Below are 19807 nucleotides of genomic sequence, written 5' to 3'. Positions count from 1 at the left end.
ACTATAGCAAGGGCCGCTGCGCGACTCCAGCACCGTCACAATCGCACTTGTAAACCCTGATTCAGACTTTGCCGGTACGCCTGTATCGCAGGCACTGCACCGAGCAGCAACGCCAGACCAACGACAATTCCGAGGCCTGCCGCAGTATGCGGGTGCCAGGCGAACAGACTGATCACCAGACCATATTCACTGCTGAGCCAGGGTTGCAGCGCAGCCAGACTACCTGTCAGCAGCAAGAAGGCTCCGACGATGCTACACAAAGTCAGGATCAACACTTCCAGTTCAATCAGCAGAAACAATTGCCAGGGCCTTGCGCCAATCGCCCGCAAGATCGCCAGTTCCCGCGCCCGCTCGCGCTGGGCTGCTAACAAAGTGGTCGTCAGGCCGATCAGCGCCGCCAGCAATACCAGCGCGGTGATCACCAGCAGCAGATTTTCGACCACCACCAGCATCTGCCACAGCTCCGCCAGCGCAGCGCCAGGCAGGATCGCGGTCAGCGGTTCGGCTTTAAATTCGTTGATTTGACGCTGCACAGCAAAAGTGGCCACTTTTGATTTTAAGCCGAGCAAAGCGCCGGTCAGCACGCTGGGTTGCAGCGCCGCCAGCTCTGCCTCGCTCAGAGTTTGTTTGGCTTTACGCATCGCAGGTGCACCGTTTTGCCAACCTTGATGAATGGCTTCAATGCCGGTCAGACTGACATGCACGGATTGATCAACCGGCGTACCTGTTGGTGCCAGAATGCCAACGACGGTAAAAGGCTGGTCCTTATGCTGACTGAAACTCACCTTGCCAACGCCGTGTGACAACACGATGTCCTGACCCAGCTGATAACCAAGTTTCTTCGCCACATCAGCGCCGAGTACGGTTTCATAAACAGACGCAAACTCACGGCCGCTACTGAGGCGCAACGGCTGCTGCTCGCCATAACGGAAATAGCGGAAATAGTCGGTGTTGGTGCCCAAGACCCGAAAGCCACGGTGTGAATCGCCAAGCGCCAGCGGGATCGCCCAGCGCACCTGCGGATGGCGGCTGATTTGTTCATAGTGGGCGTAACTGATGTTGTTCGTCGCGTTACCAATACGAAACACGGTGTACAGCAACAGATTGAGCTGACCAGAGCGCGCACCGACAATCAGATCTGTGCCGGCCACCGTGCTGGTAAAACTGCGTTTGGCTTCGAGGCGCAGATGGTCAATCCCGAGCAATAAACTCAGCGATATAATCAGTGAAAGCAACGTCAGCCAGGCCGTGCCGCGCCGGCTCCATAAACTCTGTCGGGCCAGTTTTAGCAGCATAACGCCTCCGCGATCACTGGCGTTACGCCATCCTGCAAACGATTCATATCAAGCTGGAAGCCAAAATACCGCGCCAGCGCCTGATCATGACTGACAAAAATCACCGTACTGCCGGCATCATTGGCTTCTTTCAGCAGCACCCGCATAAAGGCATCGCGGTTGTCAGCGTCAAGTGCGGATGTCGGTTCGTCGGCGATCAACAAGGTCGGTTTACCGAGCAAGGCCCGCGCAATCGCTACCCGTTGTTGCTGTCCGACGCTGAGCTGTGCCGCCGGCGCCTGCCAGAGGCTGGCCGGCAACTGCAAGGCGGTTAATAAATCTCGGGCTCGCGCCTCATCAGCGGCTTTGCCGGAAAAGGCCTGCCCCAGCACTACGTTATCCAGCACGGATAAATAAGGGATCAGATTCAGTTGTTGAAACACCACGCCGATCTCGCGGGCGCGGATACGGTCACGCACCGCAGCTTTGTTGGGCTGCAAGCGTTGTTGCTGTAACCAGATCTCGCCTTGCTGCAGCGTCAGCACTCCGCACAAAAGATTTAGTAACGTGGTTTTACCGGAGCCGGAAGCCCCCCGCACAAACAAATGTTGTCCGGTGGCTAATTGCAACGCCGGGATCTCCAGCGTGAAGGCCTGCCCCGGCCATTGATGTCGCAGATTTTTGAGTTCAACTGCTGGAATATTCAGATCCGCGGCCACAAGCTGTCCTGTGAAAAATGATATGATGCTAAGAATCGTGATTTTATAACATATTGTCGGGAAAAAGCGCTTATGTTCAAACCGTTGTTAGTGGGATCCTGGCTGGTATTGGTCGCATCGGCGCCATTACAGGCCGCTGAAACAGCAAAAGCTGCAGAACAAGCACCAGCAGCGCGGGTCCTGCCCGCCGATAAAAGCAAAGTTATTGAGCTGGAATGGACAGATCTGCTGCCTGACGCCGATTTACAAAAAATGGAAGCATTGCCTGAAGTCAGCCACGAAGGTGGTGAAGCTGCCGGCTCTGCGATCAACAAGAACCTCAATACCAGCAACGATCCGTCAATGAAAGCCTGGGCCGATGTGATGTCATCAGCCAATGTGCGTGGCGAGCTGAACGGCCGCCTCGTGAAAATTCCGGGCTTCGTAGTACCGATTGAATACGATGCGGATCAAAACATCACCGCCTTTTTCTTGGTGCCGTATTTTGGTGCCTGTATTCACGTGCCACCACCGCCACCGAACCAGATTGTTTATGTCAGTGGCGCGAAAAACTTAAAAGCAGATTTGATTTACAACCCATTCTGGATTGAAGGTACTTTAACCACAGATACGATGAGCCATGATCTGGCCAATTCGGCGTATAGCCTGAAAGTGAATAAAATCAGCGAATACGTCTACGAATAAATTCGTGGCGCACTGCAATAAAAAAACACCGCTCATGCGGTGTTTTTTTATGCCGCTAACCGCCTTAGTTTGCCGGAACCAAGCGAAATTCGCGTTGTTTTAGCGTCAGCGTTGCTGCGCCTTGTTGCTGACCACTCACCCATTGCACATCAACCTGATGCAGATCAGCAGCATGACGAAACAGATCTAACCGCACTTCAGTCAGCGCGGCAGGGTTACTACACTGATAAGTTAAACTCAATTCGACATCGGCATGATGATGCGGATCCGCCGACTTCGACCATGGCTCGTTCAGCTGCTGTTGTTGCAACTGACAATTCGCCGCAGGCGGCAACTGTAACCACTGACCACTTTGTAACAGCGTCTGGCTTTGTTGCCACGCCGCTTTTTCTGCCGCGCTGCCGGGAGCATGTTCAAACCCGAGTAAATTGGCGACCGGGCTTTCCAGTAGCAACTCTACTTGCTGCGCGTCTGTGGCAAAGCTGAGCTGCGCCTGGCCATGCACGTGAGCCCCATGCGAACTGCTCTGAGCAGGCTCAGCCGCAGTCCCGATAGTAGGGATACCCAATACCGCCAGCAGCGGAATAATAGTGTGACAACGCATAGCAAAATCTCCCCATCAGCAATGCTGCCGTTTCCGGCCAAAATGTGACACTATAACAAAACTATCGAATTAACCAGCTTGTTACGCCAGACAGCTGATTTGCAGGCCAAAACCCGGACCGTCCAGCAGCTGCAGTTCACCACTGAGTTTTTTCTCGACCAGCTGACGCAAGATTGACATGCCAAGGCCTGTGCCGCCCTGATGCGGTTTGGTGGTAAAAAACGGTTCAAAAATCTGCCGGCGCACCTGCGGTGTCAGGCCACAGCCGTTGTCGCGATAGACAAAACACAGTTCATGCTGCTCATTTAATGTGGCGCTGATACTCACGGTCGGATACGCCGTGTCGGCAAAGGCATGCAGACAGCTGTTAATCACCAGATTGGTCAATATCTGCAACCAGACATCGGCCGCGGTGATTAGCATCAGATTTGGATCTATATACACATCGGGAAACACCGGCACTTGCCGGGTGGCTGGGGTCAGGCTGGCCAGCAAATCCACCACCAACTGGCGAAACGCCACCGGCGCGGATTCTACCCGGGTCTGGTGTGCGGCCGTGTCTTTAAATTGCTCCATTAAGCGCTGCGCCCGCTGCAAATTCGCCGTCACTAACAACGAACTCTCATGCATCTGTTCCAGCACACTCATCGCCTGCGCTGCGCTGAGCGAGCGTTGGCGCATACCGTGAATAAAATCCTGCAGCCGCTGTTCCAGCAATGAATTGGCGGTCAACGCCACGCCAAGCGGTGAATTCACTTCATGCGCCACACCGGCGACGATGCCACCCAAAGTGGCCAGCCGGGCTTGGTCTTCCATCTGCTGATGTGCGCGCCGGACAATTTCATCTGAATCCGCCAGTTGCTGACTCCGCTGTTCTACTCGTTGTTCCAGCTGCAAATTCAGTTGTTCTAGTTGGCTTTGTGCACTGAGAAAACGGTCGGCATTTAATGCGCGTCCAACCTGATCGGCCAGCGCGGCGGCAAAACGGACTTCATCATCCTGCCAATATCGTGGTTGTCCGGTCTGCTCACAACAAATAATCCCAATCATTTTGCCAAGATGACGGACCGGCAAATCCAACATTGAAAAAATCTGATGCGAACGCAGATAAGGTTCCAGAAACTCGGCGGTGTTGGCGTCATGGCGGGCATCATGCGCCACAATCGCCCGCTCACGCCGCAGCGCCTGAAAATAGGCCGGAAACTGGCTGGCACTTAACCGCAACGGCTCTGTCGCCACCGCATTACCATCCAAAAGCAATTGGCAAACCATGCTGTAATCATCCTGATCATACAGCCACAAACTGACGCGTTGCACCTGCAAGCCGTGTTGTACGCTTTGCAGAATTAACTGACTGGCTTGGTCCCAGGCCCCGAGGTCAATCAGCGGCGATGCAGATACATCCAGTAAAATTTGCTCCAATGGATCCACAATCCGCCCCCAAGACCTGTTTGCTGAAAAACTAACCTATAGAAAAGTAGCGGCGTTGTAAATTGCTCTGCGGTGTTGAAACACTGATCCAGCGTAGAAAATCGCGCGTAGTTATTTTATCGATGCTGCTTCTGCGGTGAAATTCCCCAAATGTTATACAAATCAATGAATTCCTACTGATGCCGGCATTAATCCTGCTCACAGCTGACCAACTGAGTCCTGCACTGAGCTCGCTGCGTGCACTGCAACCCGGCGACCAGATCGTAATGGCTGAAGTCCAGGCCGAAGCGCATTACGCGCCGCATCATCAACTCAAACTGGTGTTGTTGTTTAGTGCCATGCGTCACTTTGCCGACACCCTGCAAGCGCAGGGTTATCAAGTGCACTACTTCAACTACGAACAACAAGTACCTTCATTGCTGGCAGCTGTCCGCCTGGTGCTGACACAGCAGAGCGGCATCGACAGCGTCCGCCTGACGGAGCTGGCCGAGCATCGGCTCGCGACAGAGACGCAAACCTGGCAGCAACAACTTGGCCTGCCGGTTGAAATTGTCGAAGACGATCGGTTTATCTGCAGCCACGCCATGTTCCGGCGTTGGGCTGACGGTCGGCAAAGTTTTCGGATGGAATATTTTTACCGGGAGATGCGCCGTTATACCGGCCTGTTGATGGATGGCGCTGGCCCGGTCGGCGGGCAATGGAATTTTGATGCCGAGAACCGGCTGCCGTGCCCACCCGATTTAAAGTTACCGCAGGCGCCAGAATTCGAGCCGGATGCGATCACCCTTGATGTGATCCGCATGGTGCAGCAGCAATTCGCCGGCCATATGGGTCAGGCGGAGCACTTTAGTTTTGCTGTCACTGGCAAGGACGCCAGAGCAGCTTTTTTACATTTTGTGCAGTATCGCTTACCACTGTTTGGTAAATATCAGGATGCGATGCGCCAGGACGAAGCCTTTTTATTTCACAGTCTGGCGGGCATGTATCTGAACTGCGGCTTGCTTGACGCGCGCTGGGTTTGCCTGCAGGTCGAACAGGCATGGAAAGCTGGCGCGGTGCCGCTCGCTGCCGCCGAGGGTTTTATCCGTCAAATCATCGGTTGGCGTGAATATGTGCGTGGTTTGTACTGGTTGAAGATGCCTCAGTACCGTGAATTAAACTTTTTTGCCGCCGAACGGCCTCTGCCTGGCTGGTATTGGCATGCCGACACCAAAATGAACTGCATGTCGCAGGCAATACAGCACACCATCAAGCACGCCTATTCGCACCATATCCAGCGCCTGATGCTGACCGGCAACTTTGCGCTGCTGGCCGGGCTGTCGGTAGACGAAGTGACGCAATGGTATCTGGCGGTCTATGCCGATGCATATGAATGGGTCGAACTGCCAAACACGCTCGGCATGGCGCTGTTTGCCGACGGCGGTGTGTTGGCGTCTAAACCATATGTCGCCAGTGGCAATTACATCGCCAAGATGAGCAACTACTGCCAGCACTGTCACTACGATGTTAAACAAAGCACCGGCCCGACCGCCTGCCCGTTTAATGCGTTGTATTGGGACTTTATCGCCCGCAACAGCGACAAACTCGGCGGTAATGCCCGCATGCAACTGACCTATCAGCAATGGCGCCGCAAAAGCCCCGACATCCAGCAGGCACTGCGGGATAAGGCTGCTGACCTTTTGATCCATCTGGAGCAATTATGACCCGTTGGCTGCTGTTCTGTAATGACCTGTTGCGGCTTGATGACAACGCCTTACTGAGCCTGCCGGCAACACGCGATGTTGCGCTGCTGGTGTGTATCTTGCCTGCCGCCGAATTTCGCAAGCAGCGGGCCAGTTCCCGCCGCTTGCAACAGCAACTCGGCCTGCTTTATCAGTTTCAACAGCGCCTGGCTAATCTGGGGATCCCGTTATTATTGCGCCATGGCAAGCCCGCGACAGTACTGCGCCAGCTCTGTGCGCAATATCAGATAGAACGGATCGCCGCAGCCGAACCAACGGCCATTGACGAGTATCGCTGGGGCACAGATCTGCCGATGCAGTATCTGGATCTGAATTCACTGCTGGCCGACGAATTAAGACCGGACCTTGCTACATTGCCCCGTAGCTTTACGGCCTTTCGCCAGCAACGCGAGCCGCAACTGAATGTGCGGCCGCCACAGCATCAGCCTGTCGCGGTTTCACAGTTAAACGGCATTTTGGATGTCGCCACCGCTATCGCTTTATCAGATCTTCCGGCCATGCTTGCAGCGCCACCGGTAACAGTAGCGCCTGCGCTCGCCGCTCAGCTGAACGCAGGGATCATGGACTGGCAGGCACAAACCGAAACTGCCGCACTGGCCCGTTTTGAGCAATATCTGCAGCAGCATTTATCACATTACAAGCTCAGCCGTAATGCGCTGATCGGCACCGATTTTGCCAGTTTCCTGTCAATCCCGCTGAGCCGCGGCACGCTGTCGGTGCGACTGGCATGGCAGTTGATTCTGCAATATGAGCACAAGTTTGGTCAGAATGAATCCAGTTACTGGTTGCGGTTTGAATTGCTGTGGCGGGAATATTTCCGCCACCTGCAACGCAAACATCCACTGGCGTGTTTCCGCCATCAGGGGCTTGGATTACATCTGGTGCCGGGCCAGCCCAGCGCGGCTGATGAGGGTTTCGAACGTTGGTGTCGGGGTGAAACTGGCCTGCCGTTTATTGACGCCAATATGCGACTGCTGGCGCAAACCGGTTGGATGTCAAATCGTGGCCGGCAGAATGTCGCCAGCTATCTGATGTTTCAGCTTGGCTGTGACTGGCGCCTCGGCGCCGCTTGGTTTGAACAACAGCTGCTGGATTACGACGTTGCCAGTAACTGGGGCAATTGGGCCTATATTGCCGGCGCGTTATATTCAGCGCCGCGTAGTTTTAATGCGCTGAAACAAGCGCTTGAATATGATCAGGCGGCCGCCTTTACTGGCTTGCTGCTTGGCAAAGCGGACAACGGTCAGCATCGTCATCAGCCTTATGCACAACCAAACTGGCCGGCGCCACAGGCCTGGACCTGGCAACAGTACTTAGAACAGTTGCAGCAACTGCCGGAACACTGAGCCATGCTGACGCTGGTCTGGTTTAAACGTGATCTGCGGATTGACGATCATGAACCGTTGGTCCGTGCGCTGCAACAGGGTGCAGTTTTACCGCTTTACATCATTGAACCGGATTATTGGCAGCAACCAGACACTTCTGTGCGCCAATGGCAATTTGTGCGCGATGCGGTCTATGGCTTATATCAGCAGCTCAGTCAGCTGGGTCAGCCTCTGCTCATTCGGCGCGGGCCAGCGACGCGGGTCCTGCGCGAGCTATGCCGGGAATTCCCGCTACAGCAAGTCGTCAGCCACCAGGAAACCGGTAATCTGTGGACTTATCAACGTGACGAAGCGGTCGGCAAACTGCTGCGGGAACTCGGTTTGCCATGGCAGCAATATCGTCAGCATGCGGTCAAACGCCGTCTGCAGCATCGCGATCAATGGTTTGAGCAAGCCGATGCGTTTTTACGTAGTCCTTGCGCCGCTACTCCGACGGCGCTGCCCTTTCTGAGCGCTGCGCCTTGGTGCGGATCCTTGTGGCAGGCGCCGCAACGCCGCGAATTACCACCGGTGGTGCAGCTACAGCAAGCGCAGGCATTGCAACCGACGCTGGATTCTTTCTGGCAATTTCGTGGTAAACATTATCAGCGCGATATTTCGATTGCGGCGCGGGCCGGCCAGAGTTGCTCCAGACTCAGCCCTTATCTGAGCGCCGGTCAGCTCAGTCTGCGTCAATTGCAGCAACAGACTTACCTGCAAATAAAACAACAAACCGATCCGCGTCAACAGCAGGCCCTGGCGGCTTTTTTCAGCCGGTTGCGCTGGCATTGTCATTTTATGCAAAAACTGGAAGATGAACCGCGCATTGAATTTTCTCCGATGCAGCCGCTGTATCAGGGGATGCGCGACCAGTTTGAACCGGCGTTGTTTCAGGCCTGGCAACGCGGTGAAACCGGCTACCCGCTCGTCGATGCAGCAATGCGATGTCTGATCGCGACCGGCTGGCTGCATTTTCGCGCCCGCGCCATGTTGGTGTCTTTTGCCTGCTACCAGCTTTGGCTGGATTGGCGCCCGGTGGCCCTGCATCTGGCGCGCTGTTTTACCGACTACGAACCCGGCATTCACTATCCACAGATCCAGATGCAGGCTGGCACCACGTCAATTAATCCGAACCGGATGTATAACCCGCTGAAACAAAGTCTGCTGAAAGATCCACAAGGCCATTTTATCAGGCAGTGGTGTCCGGAACTGGCGCGACTGCCGAATGACTGGTTGCACCAGCCCTGGTTGTTGCCCGCCACATTGCAACGACAATATCAGTGGGTGCCAGGGCGAGACTATCCGCTGCCCATCGTCGATTTAGTTCAGGCGACCCGACTAGCCCGCAGCCGGCTGACACAGTGGCACAGCCAATATGACAAACAAGTCTGGCAGCAAGGCCGCGAAGAGGTGCGGGAGCGTCATGCCAGCCGCAAGCGGCCACCGCAGCGGCGCCCGCTCAAGGCCGCCCCTGCACCTCAGTTGACGCTGGATTTCTGAGCCGCAGCCAGTTCATCAAGCGGTAATGCATCAGCCCAGCCCCGACTTTGCTCAATCAATTCAAGGGCGGCGCGGAAATAATCCGGATCAATCCGTTGCCAGTCGTCTTGCGGGGTATGGTATTGCGGATGTACATCAACACCAAAATACAGATATGGCATCCCGGCCTTGCGAAACACCGCATGATCACTAGCGTTAGCCCAATCAACGGCGGCGTTGCCGTGGCGGCCGAGCCGTGACTGCCGGCCGTCATGCGCCAGCGTCAACTTCAACGGCGTTTTTGCGGCGGCAGCGAACGTTTTCAGCTGTGGTAATTGTTTTTTACCGGCCAGATACAATCGCTGATTCATTTCGCCGCGGCTAATCATATCCAGATTGATATTCAGCAGCAGTTGCGCACGGGGCACCGGCGGCGCCGCCAGAAAAGCTTTTGCACCGTCCAGCCCCATCTCCTCGGCATCGGTCGCCAGAAACCAATACGAATAGGCCGGACACTTCGTCAGTGTCTGCGCGGCCAGATACAGCAAGCCAGCGACTCCGGACGCATTGTCATCAGCGCCGTTAAAGATTTTTTTGCCGCGGGGTTTCAGATGATCGTAATGTGCCGTGACGACGATATAGCGGTCCGGATGCACACAGCCACGCCGCAAACCCAGCACGTTGACGCCCTGGCGTTGACTGAAGCCTTCTTTAAACACAAAAGGCTGAAAATAACTGTCGCCAGCTGTCAGCAGTTGTAACTCAGCAAAACGCGCCTGCAGATACAAACGAGCCGCCTCATTGCCGGCAGTCCCGGTGGCGCGGCCAGCCATAGCGTCCGCTGACAATTGCTGCAGATCCTGCCAGGCCTGCTGCCAACTCCTTTCGCTATATTCGCTATTGTTGGCAGCCGCCGCGAGTGGCGCGACCACGCACGGTACGACGACGCAAAGCGACAGCAGCAAGCCGATGCGCACAAATAGCTGTTTAATCAGCTTGCGCCACAGCATTCAACATCTCAATCTTATGGTCATATAAGCGGCGATCAGCGCCCGGCGCAGCATGCAGCCTTGCGCGCTGCAGATAACCAGTCGCTGCGGCATAGTCATGCTGCAGAATAGCCACACGAGCCAGGCCAAACAGCGCCTCTGGCATTTTGGGCTCTAAACGGATACTGCGATGAAAAGCGATCTCTGCATCGGTAAACCGCTGCTGGCTCAGCGCTTCATTGCCCTGCATGACAAAATAATACGGGTTGCGCAGCCGCGTTTGCTGCACTTTATCGCTTAGCTGCACCGAATCGGCATGACGGCCCAGCAGATCGTATAAAATCGCCAGATTGGCCATGGTATTCGGGTGATCAGGTTCAAGCGCCAGACTCTGTAAATAGGCCAGTTCTGCAGCTTCGGGCATACTGCGCTGGCGATACAGCACCGCCAGATTATTCCAGGTTGCTGCAACTGTAGGCGCCACGGCAGCAGCCTCCTGCAAATAACGATAAGCTAAATCAAACTGCTGGGTCAGCATCGCATCTGCCGCTTTATTGTTGTAAAACAGCGCAACGATATCCGCTTCGTTAATTTTCCGCACCGGCAAGCGCTCGCGCGAGCCACCAGCCCGTTCGAAATCGATCAGGAAATTGTGCGAAGCCGAAATAAAGGTTTTGGTCAGCGTTTGCATATAAGGTGGCGTGACTACCAGGTTGACATGACCATTCAGCACGCTGGTGCCATTGCGGGTGATCCAATATTCGGGGATCTGCACATCCTGGAACTGCGCGCGAAAACCCAGCGATCGCGCCAGACTATAAGACAAGATGGTCAGTGACAGGCAATTGGCCTCACGTTGCTCATAGGTTTCTAATGCCGTGAGTGTGGCATTATTGACGTATTGCAGTGGGTCGGTTTGCTCACGAAAAATAAACTTTAATAACGCCAGACTGCGTTCACGTGGGTCCGAGTAAGCCAATATCTCCTGACGCGCCTTCAAAACTAAATCTTCTGGGAGTTTAAAAATCTGCTCGCGCGTTTCGATGGCGGTTTCAACAGGCATAAATGCCTGATTTTGTAATAGATCGTCAGCAGAACGCAGCATTTGATTCGCCGGCGTCTGTTGACAGCCGGTGAGTGCTGCCACCAGCAGCATCAGTACTATTCGCCACATCACACACCTCCACCACAGCTGAAGTTGTCGCCTGTGAAATTCAGGCAAGCAATATCTCAGCTTAGTGCTTTGTGACCCAGTCATGTCAAATATTTGTGACCAGCAGGGCGTAGAAGGGACAAAAAGACGACAACAGCACTGGCAAATTCTGGCAACTTAACGTAACGCAGACGAATGATTATTCAACGCATCAGCTGACAAGGTAACGACCATAATAAACGCCAGCCAGCCTGCGCGTCGTATTGCACCGCCACCAACGTCCCCTTTTTAATCGACAATTGATGTGCACTGCTGCCAAGCATCAGTGCCAGCAACTGGGATAACTCAGGCTCATGCCCAACTAAGAGCAATCGAGCCGGCCAGTCTGCCCGCGCCTGTTCGATTTGCGCCAGCTGTGTTTCCGCGGCGGTACCATGCGACAGCCACAAAGCTTCCTGGACTTCGGTGAGCAAATCGGCACTGGCAGACACCAACATCGCCGTTTGCAAGGCTCTGGGATACGGGCTGGTCAATACTAGATCCGGCTGTAATTGCTGACGGCGGATAAAGTTGCCAATCCGCAACGCCTGCTGCCGCCCTTTCTCCACCAGACACCGATCAACATCGGGCCGCAACACAGATCGGTCTTCTGCTTTGGTATGACGTAACAGGTAAATGGTTTGAACCGACATAATCACTCCGGGTACAAGTCAGCCACCAGTGTCAGCGATCCAGATGACAACAACAAGACAGAAAGTAACTGGACGAAATTCCGGTTGAACATCTGGGCCTCTGGCGCAGGCTGGTTGCGAAATGGCATTTTACAGGGCTGTAAAATACAAAAAATCGCATGGAGCGATTTCACTCGCAACATCCATGTCGCTCGCCTGACGGCAGCTAAAGCTGTGCAAAACGGCAATCCTACCGTTTTGTGGACGGCGGAACGCCGGTCCCGCAGGGATTTTTTGCGAATGCCAAAAAACACAAAAACGTCCGGAACGTTATTCACTCGCAACATCCGTGTCGCTCGCCTGACGGCAGCTAATGCTGTGCAAAACGGCAATCCTACCGTTTTTTGGACCGCCATGGGGTGAAACCGGTCTTTCAGCAAGCCAATAGTTTGGCTTGCTGCCGGTTTAACGCCTGAGCCTCTGGCGAAGGCCGGAGGGTCACGTAGTGACATTTTACAGGGATGTAAAATGCAAAAAATCCAGCATTAAGCTGGATTATTTGGTGCCTAGGGGGGGACTCGAACCCCCACGCCGCGAAGCGCTAACACCTGAAGCTAGTGTGTCTACCAATTCCACCACCGAGGCATGTGTTCTGCGTATTTTGCAATACGACTTTATTTGTCTGCGACTTTGGTGCCTAGGGGGGGACTCGAACCCCCACGCCGCGAAGCGCTAACACCTGAAGCTAGTGTGTCTACCAATTCCACCACCGAGGCATATGCCGCCGACGCCGTGCATATTATGCGCCAGTGACAAAGTCGTCAACTGCTGAATGCAAAAAATCTGGCAAAAGCAGTTTGATTGCGCAAATCATCAGCAACCTGCAGGAATCTGCGCCAGTCCCGCCAGATTTACCGTTTTTTATTATCGGCATCTTGGTTTTACCGGCATAAAAAAAACGGAGCTTGAGGCTCCGTTTTTTAGGTCAAGGCAAAGATCAGTACTTCGCTTTTTTCAGCAGACCAATTTCTTCCAGACGTTGTAATAAATAGTCGTTGGAATTAATCGGCTGCGGATAGCGGTCCGGATTCTCAGCACTGACGCAAGAACTCAGCGTTTCAATGACAAAGTCCGGATTCGGGTGCATGAAAAACGGAATGGAATAGCGTGGCTGACCTGCAGCAGCACCGGCCGGATTCACCACGCGATGCGTCGTTGACGGCAGCACATGGTTGGTCAGGCGTTGCAGCATATCGCCGATATTCACCACGATAGTGCCCGGAATGGTCGTTACCGGCAGCCAGCTGCCGTCGCGACGTAAAATTTCCAGCCCTGATTCGTGCGAACCTACCAACAAAGTGATGAGGTTAATATCTTCATGCTGACCAGCACGAATACTTTGCGTCGAGGTATCCTGGATCGGCGGATAATGGATAGGCCGCAGAATCGAGTTACCGTAATCCACTTTGTCAGCAAAGTATTTCTGTTCTTGTTTTAAGAACAAAGCCAAAGCTTCCAGCACCTGGCAGCCGAGGTTTTCCAGCGCCTGATACAGCGTATATGTCGCTGCTTTAAACTCTGGCACTTCGCTTGGCCAGACATTCGGATACAGGCATTCGTGTTGTGCCGGGCCATTCAGCTCGCGGCCAACATGGAAGAACTCTTTTAAATCCGGATGCTTGCTGTCTTTGGCTTTCTCAACGCCAAATCCCGTGTAGCCCCGCGCGCCGCCTTGACCCGGCACATGGTACTGCTGTTTTACTTCAGTCGGTAAAGCAAAAAATTGTTTAATTGCTTTGTAGGTTTCCCCAACCACTTCGTCTGCAATGCCATGGCCACTAATGCCACAGAATCCAAACTCAGTGTAGGCTTTGCCAATTTCGGCAACAAAGGCGTCTTTGTCGGTGGCAAACCGTCTGATGTCCAACGTAGGGACTTGTTGTTGAGTCATAATATCGACCTGTTTTTAACTTAACGAGAAGAAAAAGCCTGCGATTGCCGCACTCATCAGGTTCGCTAATGTTGCGGCAAACAGTGCTTTTAAACCCAGCTCTGCGATATCACTGCGCCGACTTGGCGCCATGCTGCCAAGACCACCCAGCAAAATGGCAATCGACGAGAAATTCGCAAAGCCACACAGCGCTATCGTGACAATAATCTGCGTATGCGCCGACAATTCACCGGCCTGCACATGCTTCATAAAATCAACGTAAGCGACAAATTCATTGATCACCAGTTTCTGACCGATAAAACTGCCGGCCAGACGTGCTTCTTCCCAGTTGACGCCCAAAATAAACGCCAGTGGCTGGAACAGATAACCAAAAATCAGCTGCAATGTCAGGCCTTCAAAACCAGCCAGACCACCCACCCAGCCAACAATACCGTTGACCAGTGCGATCAGACCGACAAAAGCCAGTAACATTGCGCCCACGTTCAGCGCCAACTGCAAACCACTGGCAGCGCCAGATGCGGCAGCGTCGATCACGTTGGTATTGCTTTCGTTTGAACTGATTTCAGTTAAATCATTTTTTGGCGTGTCCGTTTCCGGCAACAACAGTTTTGCCATCAACAAACCACCTGGCGCCGCCATGAAACTGGCCGCAATTAAATACTTTAGTTCTACGCCCATACCGGCGTAACCGGCCAGCACTGAGCCGGCAACAGAAGCCAGGCCCCCTACCATCACCGCAAACAACTCAGAGCGAGTCATCGTTGGAATAAATGGCCGCACCACTAATGGCGCTTCGGTTTGACCAACAAAAATATTCGCTGCCGCGCTCATCGATTCCGGCCGGCTGGTGCCAAGCAGTTTCTGCAGGCCGCCGCCGATCACACCAATAACCACTTTCATCACGCCGATGTGATACAGCACAGCAATTAATGATGAAAAGAAAATAATGACGGTCAGTACGTGAATGGCGAAGACAAAGCCATATTTTTTCGCACCGGCGTCACCGAATAAAAATAAAATGCCCTGGTTGGCATAACCAATCACAGAGCCGACTGCATCTGACACACTGATCAGCACGTCTTTACCGGCCGGAACGTATAACACAAAAGCGCCAATCGCCAGCTGAATTGCAAAAGCGCCGCCGACAGTACGCCATTTAATGGCATGGCGGTGCGCTGAGCAAAGATAAGCGATTAATAAGATGGCAGCGATGCCAACTAAACTCATCATATTGATTTTCCTTGGATTTTAGGTCCGCTACAGCACTGCGGAATTATTGTTCTTGTGATGCTGAAATCCTAGGATAGCATCAAAAGATCAAGTAGTTACAGTTTCAAAGCGGGAGCCGAAGCTGAGTGCTCGGGCTTGGAATTGCTCTTATGGGGTTGTCTGAACTTGAAGTTTTGCCGGTCGATTATATAGCAGAATACTTGCAGTTGAAAAGAGACTAATTTAACAGCAATGCAAACAAATAAAAGACAGAATATCCCTGCTTTTTCGCTACCAGTTCAAAGATAATCAACGACAATCACTAAAAACAACAAATCCCGCCTTAGCGGGATTTACTTACTATGTGACGCTCGCTTAATTGGCAAGCAAGGCGCGGATTTTTGTTTTCAGAATATCAATCGCAATCTGGTTTTTACCACCGCGGGTCACCACGATGTCGGCATATTGCTTTGACGGCGCGATAAACTCAAAAAATGCCGGCCGCACGTAGTTTTCGTATTGCTCGGTGATTGAACTGATAGTGCGGCCGCGGTCTTCTACGTCGCGTTTAATCCGGCGCAATAAACAGATATCCAGCGGTGTATCCATAAATACCGTGATATTAAACTGCTCACGTAAACGCGCATCAGTCAGCAGTAAAATGCCTTCGACCAGCACCACTTTGGCTGGTTGCACTTTAATCGTCTCGGTTTTACGGGTATGAGTTTTATAACAATATTGCGGCATTTCCACCGCACTGCCGTCGCGTAGCTGCTGTAAATGCTGCGCCAGCAATTCGTGTTCAAAAGCTGCAGGATGGTCATAGTTGGTCAGCACGCGCTGATCCATCGACAGATGATCCTGATTACGATAATAAGCATCCTCTGCTAACACGGAGATGCGTTCTCCGCCAAATTCTGCCACCAATTCCTGATAGACGGTGGAAGCAAATAAACTTTTGCCAGACGCTGAAGCGCCGGCGATAGCAATGATGGTAGGTTTGGCCACGATGTTGTTCTTCTTTTAAGATAGTTCGCTAATTATCGCCAATTCCGGCCGGATTAGAAACTGCCAGAAGCGGGAAAATGTATCTGTCAGCCAGTCGGCGGCAGATAAAACAAAAACGCCGGCACAAGCCGGCGTTTTTTCAATCAACAACAGTTCAATTTAGAACTTGTAGCTGACGCCTACTTTGATGCGCCAGGTTGATTCTTCAGTATAGAACTTGTCCCAGTTACGGGTGTTGCTAGTCACGTTGCTGTAAACGTACTTGTTGTTGGTTTGATTCAACACAAAGTTAGACAACGTCAAATCACCAAAGTCATCACCGTATACTTTGCCTTTATCTTTGTCGATCAGGTTCAGCAGGTTGTCGACTGTGAAGTAAACAGACCCTTTATGACCTTCGGCAAAACCAGGGATTTCCTGACGTACAGACAAGTCCAGTGTCGTTACCCAAGGCGTAGTATTCGCGCCTTTTGGCAGGTATTGCCCCTGGTATTTGTCCAGGCCTAAAGCAGTGACCGTGTTCCAGAACGCTGTTTCAGAGGCTGCATCAGCAAAAGTTACTACGCTGGTATCACCCTTTTTCGGGATAAACGGCAGGAAGTAGTTGTTAGTTGTGCCCGGGCTTAACTGCAAGTACGGGTTCGCTGCTTTGTTCGTGCTGTTGAATTCAGTTACACCCAATACATAAGTAATAGGCTTGCCTGATTTACGTTCGAAGAACAGGTTGAAGTTGGTCGCATAGTTGGCGAAAAACTCAGTTTCATAACCCAGATTCACCACGAAGCGGTGTTCAGTTTCGAACGCGCCACGGCCAATCAGCATGTCGTTGCGGTTGATGACTGCGTTGTTACCGAAGTTAGAACCTGCAGTAGAACTGGTCGCCGGCGCACCTTCGGTGATGTCCATGTTGGTGTAAGACGTGCGTAAGCTGACGCCGCTGTCCCAGTTTTTCGCTAATTGTGTGCTGAATACTTTAGAACGGCCGTCTTCATCCGCATTGGTAAGCATGATATCAACCACACCGTCCGCGTCGTTATAAATCACCCGTTGACCATCTGGTGTAGTACCCACTTTTTCGCTGTCAGCCAGCGACAGGTCTTTCCACACTGCACTGTCTTCTTTCTTGATATACAGATATTCAGTGGTCCAGGTGATGTCATCACCAATCAGCGGCAGGCTGAAGATATAGTCTGCACCTAACTGCGCACGCCAGTCAGAAGGCAGGTTGAAGTTCGGGTCAACCAGGTTGGTGTTACCACCTGTTGTGACACCAGCAACTGCATCTTTTAATGACTGTGGTACTTGGCTCAGGCTAACGTTCGCTACGTTGCTTTGTGAACGGTCACCGGTTCCGATACCTGGGTTTGAATAGCTGTTAGACACCCAAACTGTTGGTTGGCCACCAGAGAAACGACCAACACCACCGCGAACGGTCAGATCTTCGGTCATCAGGTAGCTGAAACCAACACGTGGTAAGAAGATATCCACACCGTCCAGGTTCTCGTCGTTACGCAGACCAGTGCGAGCTTCAGAGAACTTGTTATAGGTTGACTTGTCATTCGAACCTAAACGCTCATAACGCAGACCATAGTTTAACGTGAATTCGTCAGTAACAGCCCACTCATCCTGTGCGTACAGCGCATGTTCGTCACGCACGAAGCTCGCAGCGATATCATCTGGGTTGTGTGTCACAGAGTTCTGGTAACGCACTGATTGTGCTAAACGGTTCTGGAAGTTCGCGATGCTGCTGAAGGTGTACTCACCTTTAGTGCGTTGCAGGAACAAGTTAAAAATGTCCAGGCGTTTCATCTGGTAACCGAAAGACAAACGGTGCTCGTCCATCAGATACTCACCGTCAGCGGCGATAATCCAGGTTTTCTTTTTCAGGTCATTTGAATGACGGCTAACATCGCTGCCGATATTGACTGAAGTCGTCTGAGTCGCAGTACCACCTACACGTGGCACGTTGATAATGGCTTCGCCGTAATTGCCCAGTGACGCTTGAACAGTAGCAACGTCCATATAAGTAGCGCTTAACTGGGTTGAGAACTCTGAAGTCCAGTCTGAATACAGTTTCAGTGCGTGGTTGTTCAGTGTTTCTTCTTTGTTGTACCAGTTAGACGACAAACGCATCCGCGTCGTGGTTGACTGGTTATTTTGCGTCTGGTTACCTTTGTTGTACTGATAGGTGTAAGCCGCACGGTGAATATCAGAAATGTTCCAGTCTAATTTGACCAGTAACTTTTCATCTGTTTCTTCCGGGTTCACATTCCAGTCACCGGCGTCAACACCGTAGACGTTTTTGGCGATCTGCATGATCTGGTCCAAATCTGCCTGGCTGACCAATGCAGCGTTTGACAGACCAGAACCGACCGGGCCCCACTCCAGCGGAGGCGTTGCATCATATTGCTCAGCAGCAACGAAGTAGAACAGTTTGTCTTCAACCACTGCACCACCTAATGTGGCAGCCCAGTTTTTGTTTTCAAAATTCAGTGGCACTTCACCTTTTGGATTGGTTGGAGTGGCAGCGAATTGGTTTTCTGGTGTACCGGCCAGACTGTCGTTTTTGATTTCATAACGCAGTGAACCGAATGTGTCGTTAGCACCAGACTTGGTGACGGCGTTGATATTACCGCCCTGGAAACCACCAGCTTTGGCATTAAATGGCGATACATCGACAGTGACCTGATCGATAGCATCAAAAGAAATTGGTGTACGGGTCGTTGGGTAACCGTTGGCATTCAGACCGAAATCGTCGTTCTGAGAGATACCATCGACGCTGATACTGTTAAAACGTGGGTTAGTCCCTGCCACGCTCAGCTCGCCGTCTTTTGGTGACAACACTGCTAACGGGTTGTTTTTAACGATATCTTTTAAATCATTGTTTAAGCTTGGCGCGTTTTCAATTTCTTTGGCGCTGAAATAGCTGGAGCTGCCCGTTGCAACCACAGTTGCAATCGCAGAACCTGTTACCGCGATGCGCTCTACTGCAGCAGATTGCAGTTGGCGGTTTAACTGATAGGTGTCACCCAGTTGTAAAAATACGTCGTTGACGGTTTCGTCGTTGTAAGTATCTGAATCAACGATAACTTTGTATGGACCACCAACACGCAGACCAGAAGCTACAAAGCTGCCGGATTCGTTGGTAACAACAGTGCGGCTGGTGCCTGAAGGCACGTGCAGAATGATAACTTTGGTTCCTGCAGCGGCTTCGCCTTGAGGATTCGAAATACGACCGCGGATTGCTGAAGAAGTATCAGCGATGGCATAGCTAGAACCTAAGGCTACGGCAACGGCCATAGCAATATGTCTGATTTTCATATCGTTTTTCACCTGGTAGTTGTAGGTATTGTCAAACCCTGAATAAAACCAAACTGTGTGTCCAATTTGGGTGGCAAGCTTAACGCAGTAACATTACGTTTTTCTTACACAAGCACTTGCTGATGAAATATTAATATCAGCTCGCGGAACTTATCCGCACATCTGCAGTCAAGACGCCTGATGTCATGCGAGTGTAACATATCAGACC

The 19807-nt window shown here is 52.4% G+C and carries 16 protein-coding genes and 2 tRNA genes; 5 read left to right on the top strand and 13 right to left on the bottom strand.

Annotation, left to right across the window (positions count from 1 at the left end):
• Positions 1 to 35 precede the first annotated feature (35 nt).
• Positions 36 to 1295, bottom strand: coding sequence for an ABC transporter permease (locus tag ACFFJP_RS04980; RefSeq protein WP_377241083.1), 1260 nt, complete (start codon positions 1293 to 1295; stop codon positions 36 to 38).
• The gene (locus ACFFJP_RS04975) at positions 1286 to 1993 is read right to left on the bottom strand and encodes an ABC transporter ATP-binding protein (RefSeq protein ID WP_377241081.1); all 708 of its coding nucleotides are present in this window, start codon (positions 1991 to 1993) and stop codon (positions 1286 to 1288) included. The genes ACFFJP_RS04980 and ACFFJP_RS04975 overlap by 10 nt, the downstream gene beginning before the upstream one ends.
• Before the next feature lie 72 nt (positions 1994 to 2065).
• Here ACFFJP_RS04975 and ACFFJP_RS04970 point away from each other — a divergent pair, with 72 nt between their 5' ends.
• Positions 2066 to 2677, top strand: a complete 612-nt coding sequence (locus ACFFJP_RS04970; protein WP_377241079.1) for a DUF3299 domain-containing protein — start codon at positions 2066 to 2068, stop codon at positions 2675 to 2677.
• A 64-nt stretch (positions 2678 to 2741) separates the two neighbouring features.
• Here ACFFJP_RS04970 and ACFFJP_RS04965 read toward each other — a convergent pair whose 3' ends face one another.
• Positions 2742 to 3281, bottom strand: a complete 540-nt coding sequence (locus ACFFJP_RS04965; protein ID WP_377241077.1) for a ZrgA family zinc uptake protein — start codon at positions 3279 to 3281, stop codon at positions 2742 to 2744.
• An 81-nt stretch (positions 3282 to 3362) separates the two neighbouring features.
• Positions 3363 to 4712, bottom strand: coding sequence for a sensor histidine kinase (locus ACFFJP_RS04960; protein WP_377241075.1), 1350 nt, complete (start codon positions 4710 to 4712; stop codon positions 3363 to 3365).
• A gap of 179 nt (positions 4713 to 4891) precedes the next feature.
• Between ACFFJP_RS04960 and ACFFJP_RS04955 the strand changes: the two genes are divergently transcribed.
• From ACFFJP_RS04955 to ACFFJP_RS04945, 3 genes are read left to right on the top strand one after another with little or no spacing between them, the layout of a single operon-like run.
• On the top strand, positions 4892 to 6415 hold the full coding sequence (locus ACFFJP_RS04955) for a cryptochrome/photolyase family protein (RefSeq protein ID WP_377241073.1): 1524 nt from the start codon (positions 4892 to 4894) through the stop codon (positions 6413 to 6415).
• Entirely contained in the window at positions 6412 to 7800 is a 1389-nt protein-coding gene (locus ACFFJP_RS04950; protein WP_377241071.1) for an FAD-binding domain-containing protein, read from the top strand. Before ACFFJP_RS04955 ends, ACFFJP_RS04950 begins: the two co-directional genes overlap by 4 nt.
• A gap of 3 nt (positions 7801 to 7803) precedes the next feature.
• The gene (locus ACFFJP_RS04945; protein ID WP_377241069.1) at positions 7804 to 9318 is read left to right on the top strand and encodes a cryptochrome/deoxyribodipyrimidine photo-lyase family protein; all 1515 of its coding nucleotides are present in this window, start codon (positions 7804 to 7806) and stop codon (positions 9316 to 9318) included.
• Here ACFFJP_RS04945 and ACFFJP_RS04940 read toward each other — a convergent pair.
• The 3 genes from ACFFJP_RS04940 to sixA all read right to left on the bottom strand — a co-directional run bounded on the left by ACFFJP_RS04940 (position 9297) and on the right by sixA (position 12131).
• Positions 9297 to 10307 carry a M28 family peptidase gene (locus tag ACFFJP_RS04940; RefSeq protein WP_377241067.1) on the bottom strand — a complete coding sequence of 337 codons (1011 nt, stop codon included), beginning with the start codon at positions 10305 to 10307 and terminating at the stop codon, positions 9297 to 9299. The two genes, ACFFJP_RS04945 and ACFFJP_RS04940, sit on opposite strands and share 22 nt — an antisense overlap.
• A complete protein-coding gene (locus ACFFJP_RS04935; protein WP_377241065.1) occupies positions 10285 to 11460 on the bottom strand; it encodes a tetratricopeptide repeat protein in 1176 nt (391 codons plus the stop codon). Before ACFFJP_RS04935 ends, ACFFJP_RS04940 begins: the two co-directional genes overlap by 23 nt.
• 182 nt (positions 11461 to 11642) lie before the next feature.
• Positions 11643 to 12131, bottom strand: a complete 489-nt coding sequence (sixA, locus tag ACFFJP_RS04930; protein ID WP_377241063.1) for a phosphohistidine phosphatase SixA — start codon at positions 12129 to 12131, stop codon at positions 11643 to 11645.
• Between sixA and ACFFJP_RS04925 the strand changes: the two genes are divergently transcribed.
• Positions 12120 to 12533, top strand: a complete 414-nt coding sequence (locus tag ACFFJP_RS04925; protein ID WP_377241061.1) for a hypothetical protein — start codon at positions 12120 to 12122, stop codon at positions 12531 to 12533. The two genes, sixA and ACFFJP_RS04925, sit on opposite strands and share 12 nt — an antisense overlap.
• A 137-nt stretch (positions 12534 to 12670) precedes the next feature.
• Here ACFFJP_RS04925 and ACFFJP_RS04920 read toward each other — a convergent pair.
• The 6 genes from ACFFJP_RS04920 to ACFFJP_RS04895 all read right to left on the bottom strand — a co-directional run bounded on the left by ACFFJP_RS04920 (position 12671) and on the right by ACFFJP_RS04895 (position 19599).
• Positions 12671 to 12755: transfer RNA gene (locus ACFFJP_RS04920), tRNA-Leu, on the bottom strand.
• Between the two features lie 46 nt (positions 12756 to 12801).
• A tRNA-Leu gene (locus ACFFJP_RS04915) sits at positions 12802 to 12886 on the bottom strand.
• A gap of 221 nt (positions 12887 to 13107) precedes the next feature.
• Positions 13108 to 14061 carry an isopenicillin N synthase family dioxygenase gene (locus ACFFJP_RS04910; protein ID WP_377241059.1) on the bottom strand — a complete coding sequence of 318 codons (954 nt, stop codon included), beginning with the start codon at positions 14059 to 14061 and terminating at the stop codon, positions 13108 to 13110.
• A gap of 15 nt (positions 14062 to 14076) precedes the next feature.
• Positions 14077 to 15291, bottom strand: a complete 1215-nt coding sequence (locus ACFFJP_RS04905) for a NupC/NupG family nucleoside CNT transporter (protein WP_377241057.1) — start codon at positions 15289 to 15291, stop codon at positions 14077 to 14079.
• 354 nt (positions 15292 to 15645) lie between these two features.
• Complete coding sequence (udk, locus tag ACFFJP_RS04900) at positions 15646 to 16278, bottom strand: uridine kinase (protein WP_208930564.1); 633 nt, start codon at positions 16276 to 16278, stop codon at positions 15646 to 15648.
• 159 nt (positions 16279 to 16437) lie between these two features.
• Complete coding sequence (locus ACFFJP_RS04895; RefSeq protein WP_377241055.1) at positions 16438 to 19599, bottom strand: TonB-dependent receptor; 3162 nt, start codon at positions 19597 to 19599, stop codon at positions 16438 to 16440.
• Between the last annotated feature and the right edge of the window lie 208 nt (positions 19600 to 19807).

Source organism: Rheinheimera tilapiae (genome assembly GCF_042432165.1).
Classification (GTDB): Bacteria; Pseudomonadota; Gammaproteobacteria; order Enterobacterales; family Alteromonadaceae; genus Pararheinheimera; species Pararheinheimera tilapiae.
The sequence above is the reverse complement of the archived record's forward strand: the minus strand, read 5'-3'. Positions and strand labels throughout refer to the sequence as shown.

What these genes read in the sequence shown, in the direction of transcription:
- ACFFJP_RS04955 (WP_377241073.1), top strand. Translation starts at nt 4,892, where the DNA reads ATGCCGGCATTAATCCTGCTCACAGCTGACCAACTGAGTCCTGCACTG.
- ACFFJP_RS04940 (WP_377241067.1), bottom strand. Translation starts at nt 10,307, where the DNA reads ATGCTGTGGCGCAAGCTGATTAAACAGCTATTTGTGCGCATCGGCTTG.
- ACFFJP_RS04910 (WP_377241059.1), bottom strand. Translation starts at nt 14,061, where the DNA reads ATGACTCAACAACAAGTCCCTACGTTGGACATCAGACGGTTTGCCACC.
- ACFFJP_RS04935 (WP_377241065.1), bottom strand. Translation starts at nt 11,460, where the DNA reads ATGTGGCGAATAGTACTGATGCTGCTGGTGGCAGCACTCACCGGCTGT.
- ACFFJP_RS04895 (WP_377241055.1), bottom strand. Translation starts at nt 19,599, where the DNA reads ATGAAAATCAGACATATTGCTATGGCCGTTGCCGTAGCCTTAGGTTCT.
- ACFFJP_RS04950 (WP_377241071.1), top strand. Translation starts at nt 6,412, where the DNA reads ATGACCCGTTGGCTGCTGTTCTGTAATGACCTGTTGCGGCTTGATGAC.
- ACFFJP_RS04965 (WP_377241077.1), bottom strand. Translation starts at nt 3,281, where the DNA reads ATGCGTTGTCACACTATTATTCCGCTGCTGGCGGTATTGGGTATCCCT.
- sixA (WP_377241063.1), bottom strand. Translation starts at nt 12,131, where the DNA reads ATGTCGGTTCAAACCATTTACCTGTTACGTCATACCAAAGCAGAAGAC.
- ACFFJP_RS04905 (WP_377241057.1), bottom strand. Translation starts at nt 15,291, where the DNA reads ATGATGAGTTTAGTTGGCATCGCTGCCATCTTATTAATCGCTTATCTT.
- ACFFJP_RS04945 (WP_377241069.1), top strand. Translation starts at nt 7,804, where the DNA reads ATGCTGACGCTGGTCTGGTTTAAACGTGATCTGCGGATTGACGATCAT.
- ACFFJP_RS04970 (WP_377241079.1), top strand. Translation starts at nt 2,066, where the DNA reads ATGTTCAAACCGTTGTTAGTGGGATCCTGGCTGGTATTGGTCGCATCG.
- ACFFJP_RS04980 (WP_377241083.1), bottom strand. Translation starts at nt 1,295, where the DNA reads ATGCTGCTAAAACTGGCCCGACAGAGTTTATGGAGCCGGCGCGGCACG.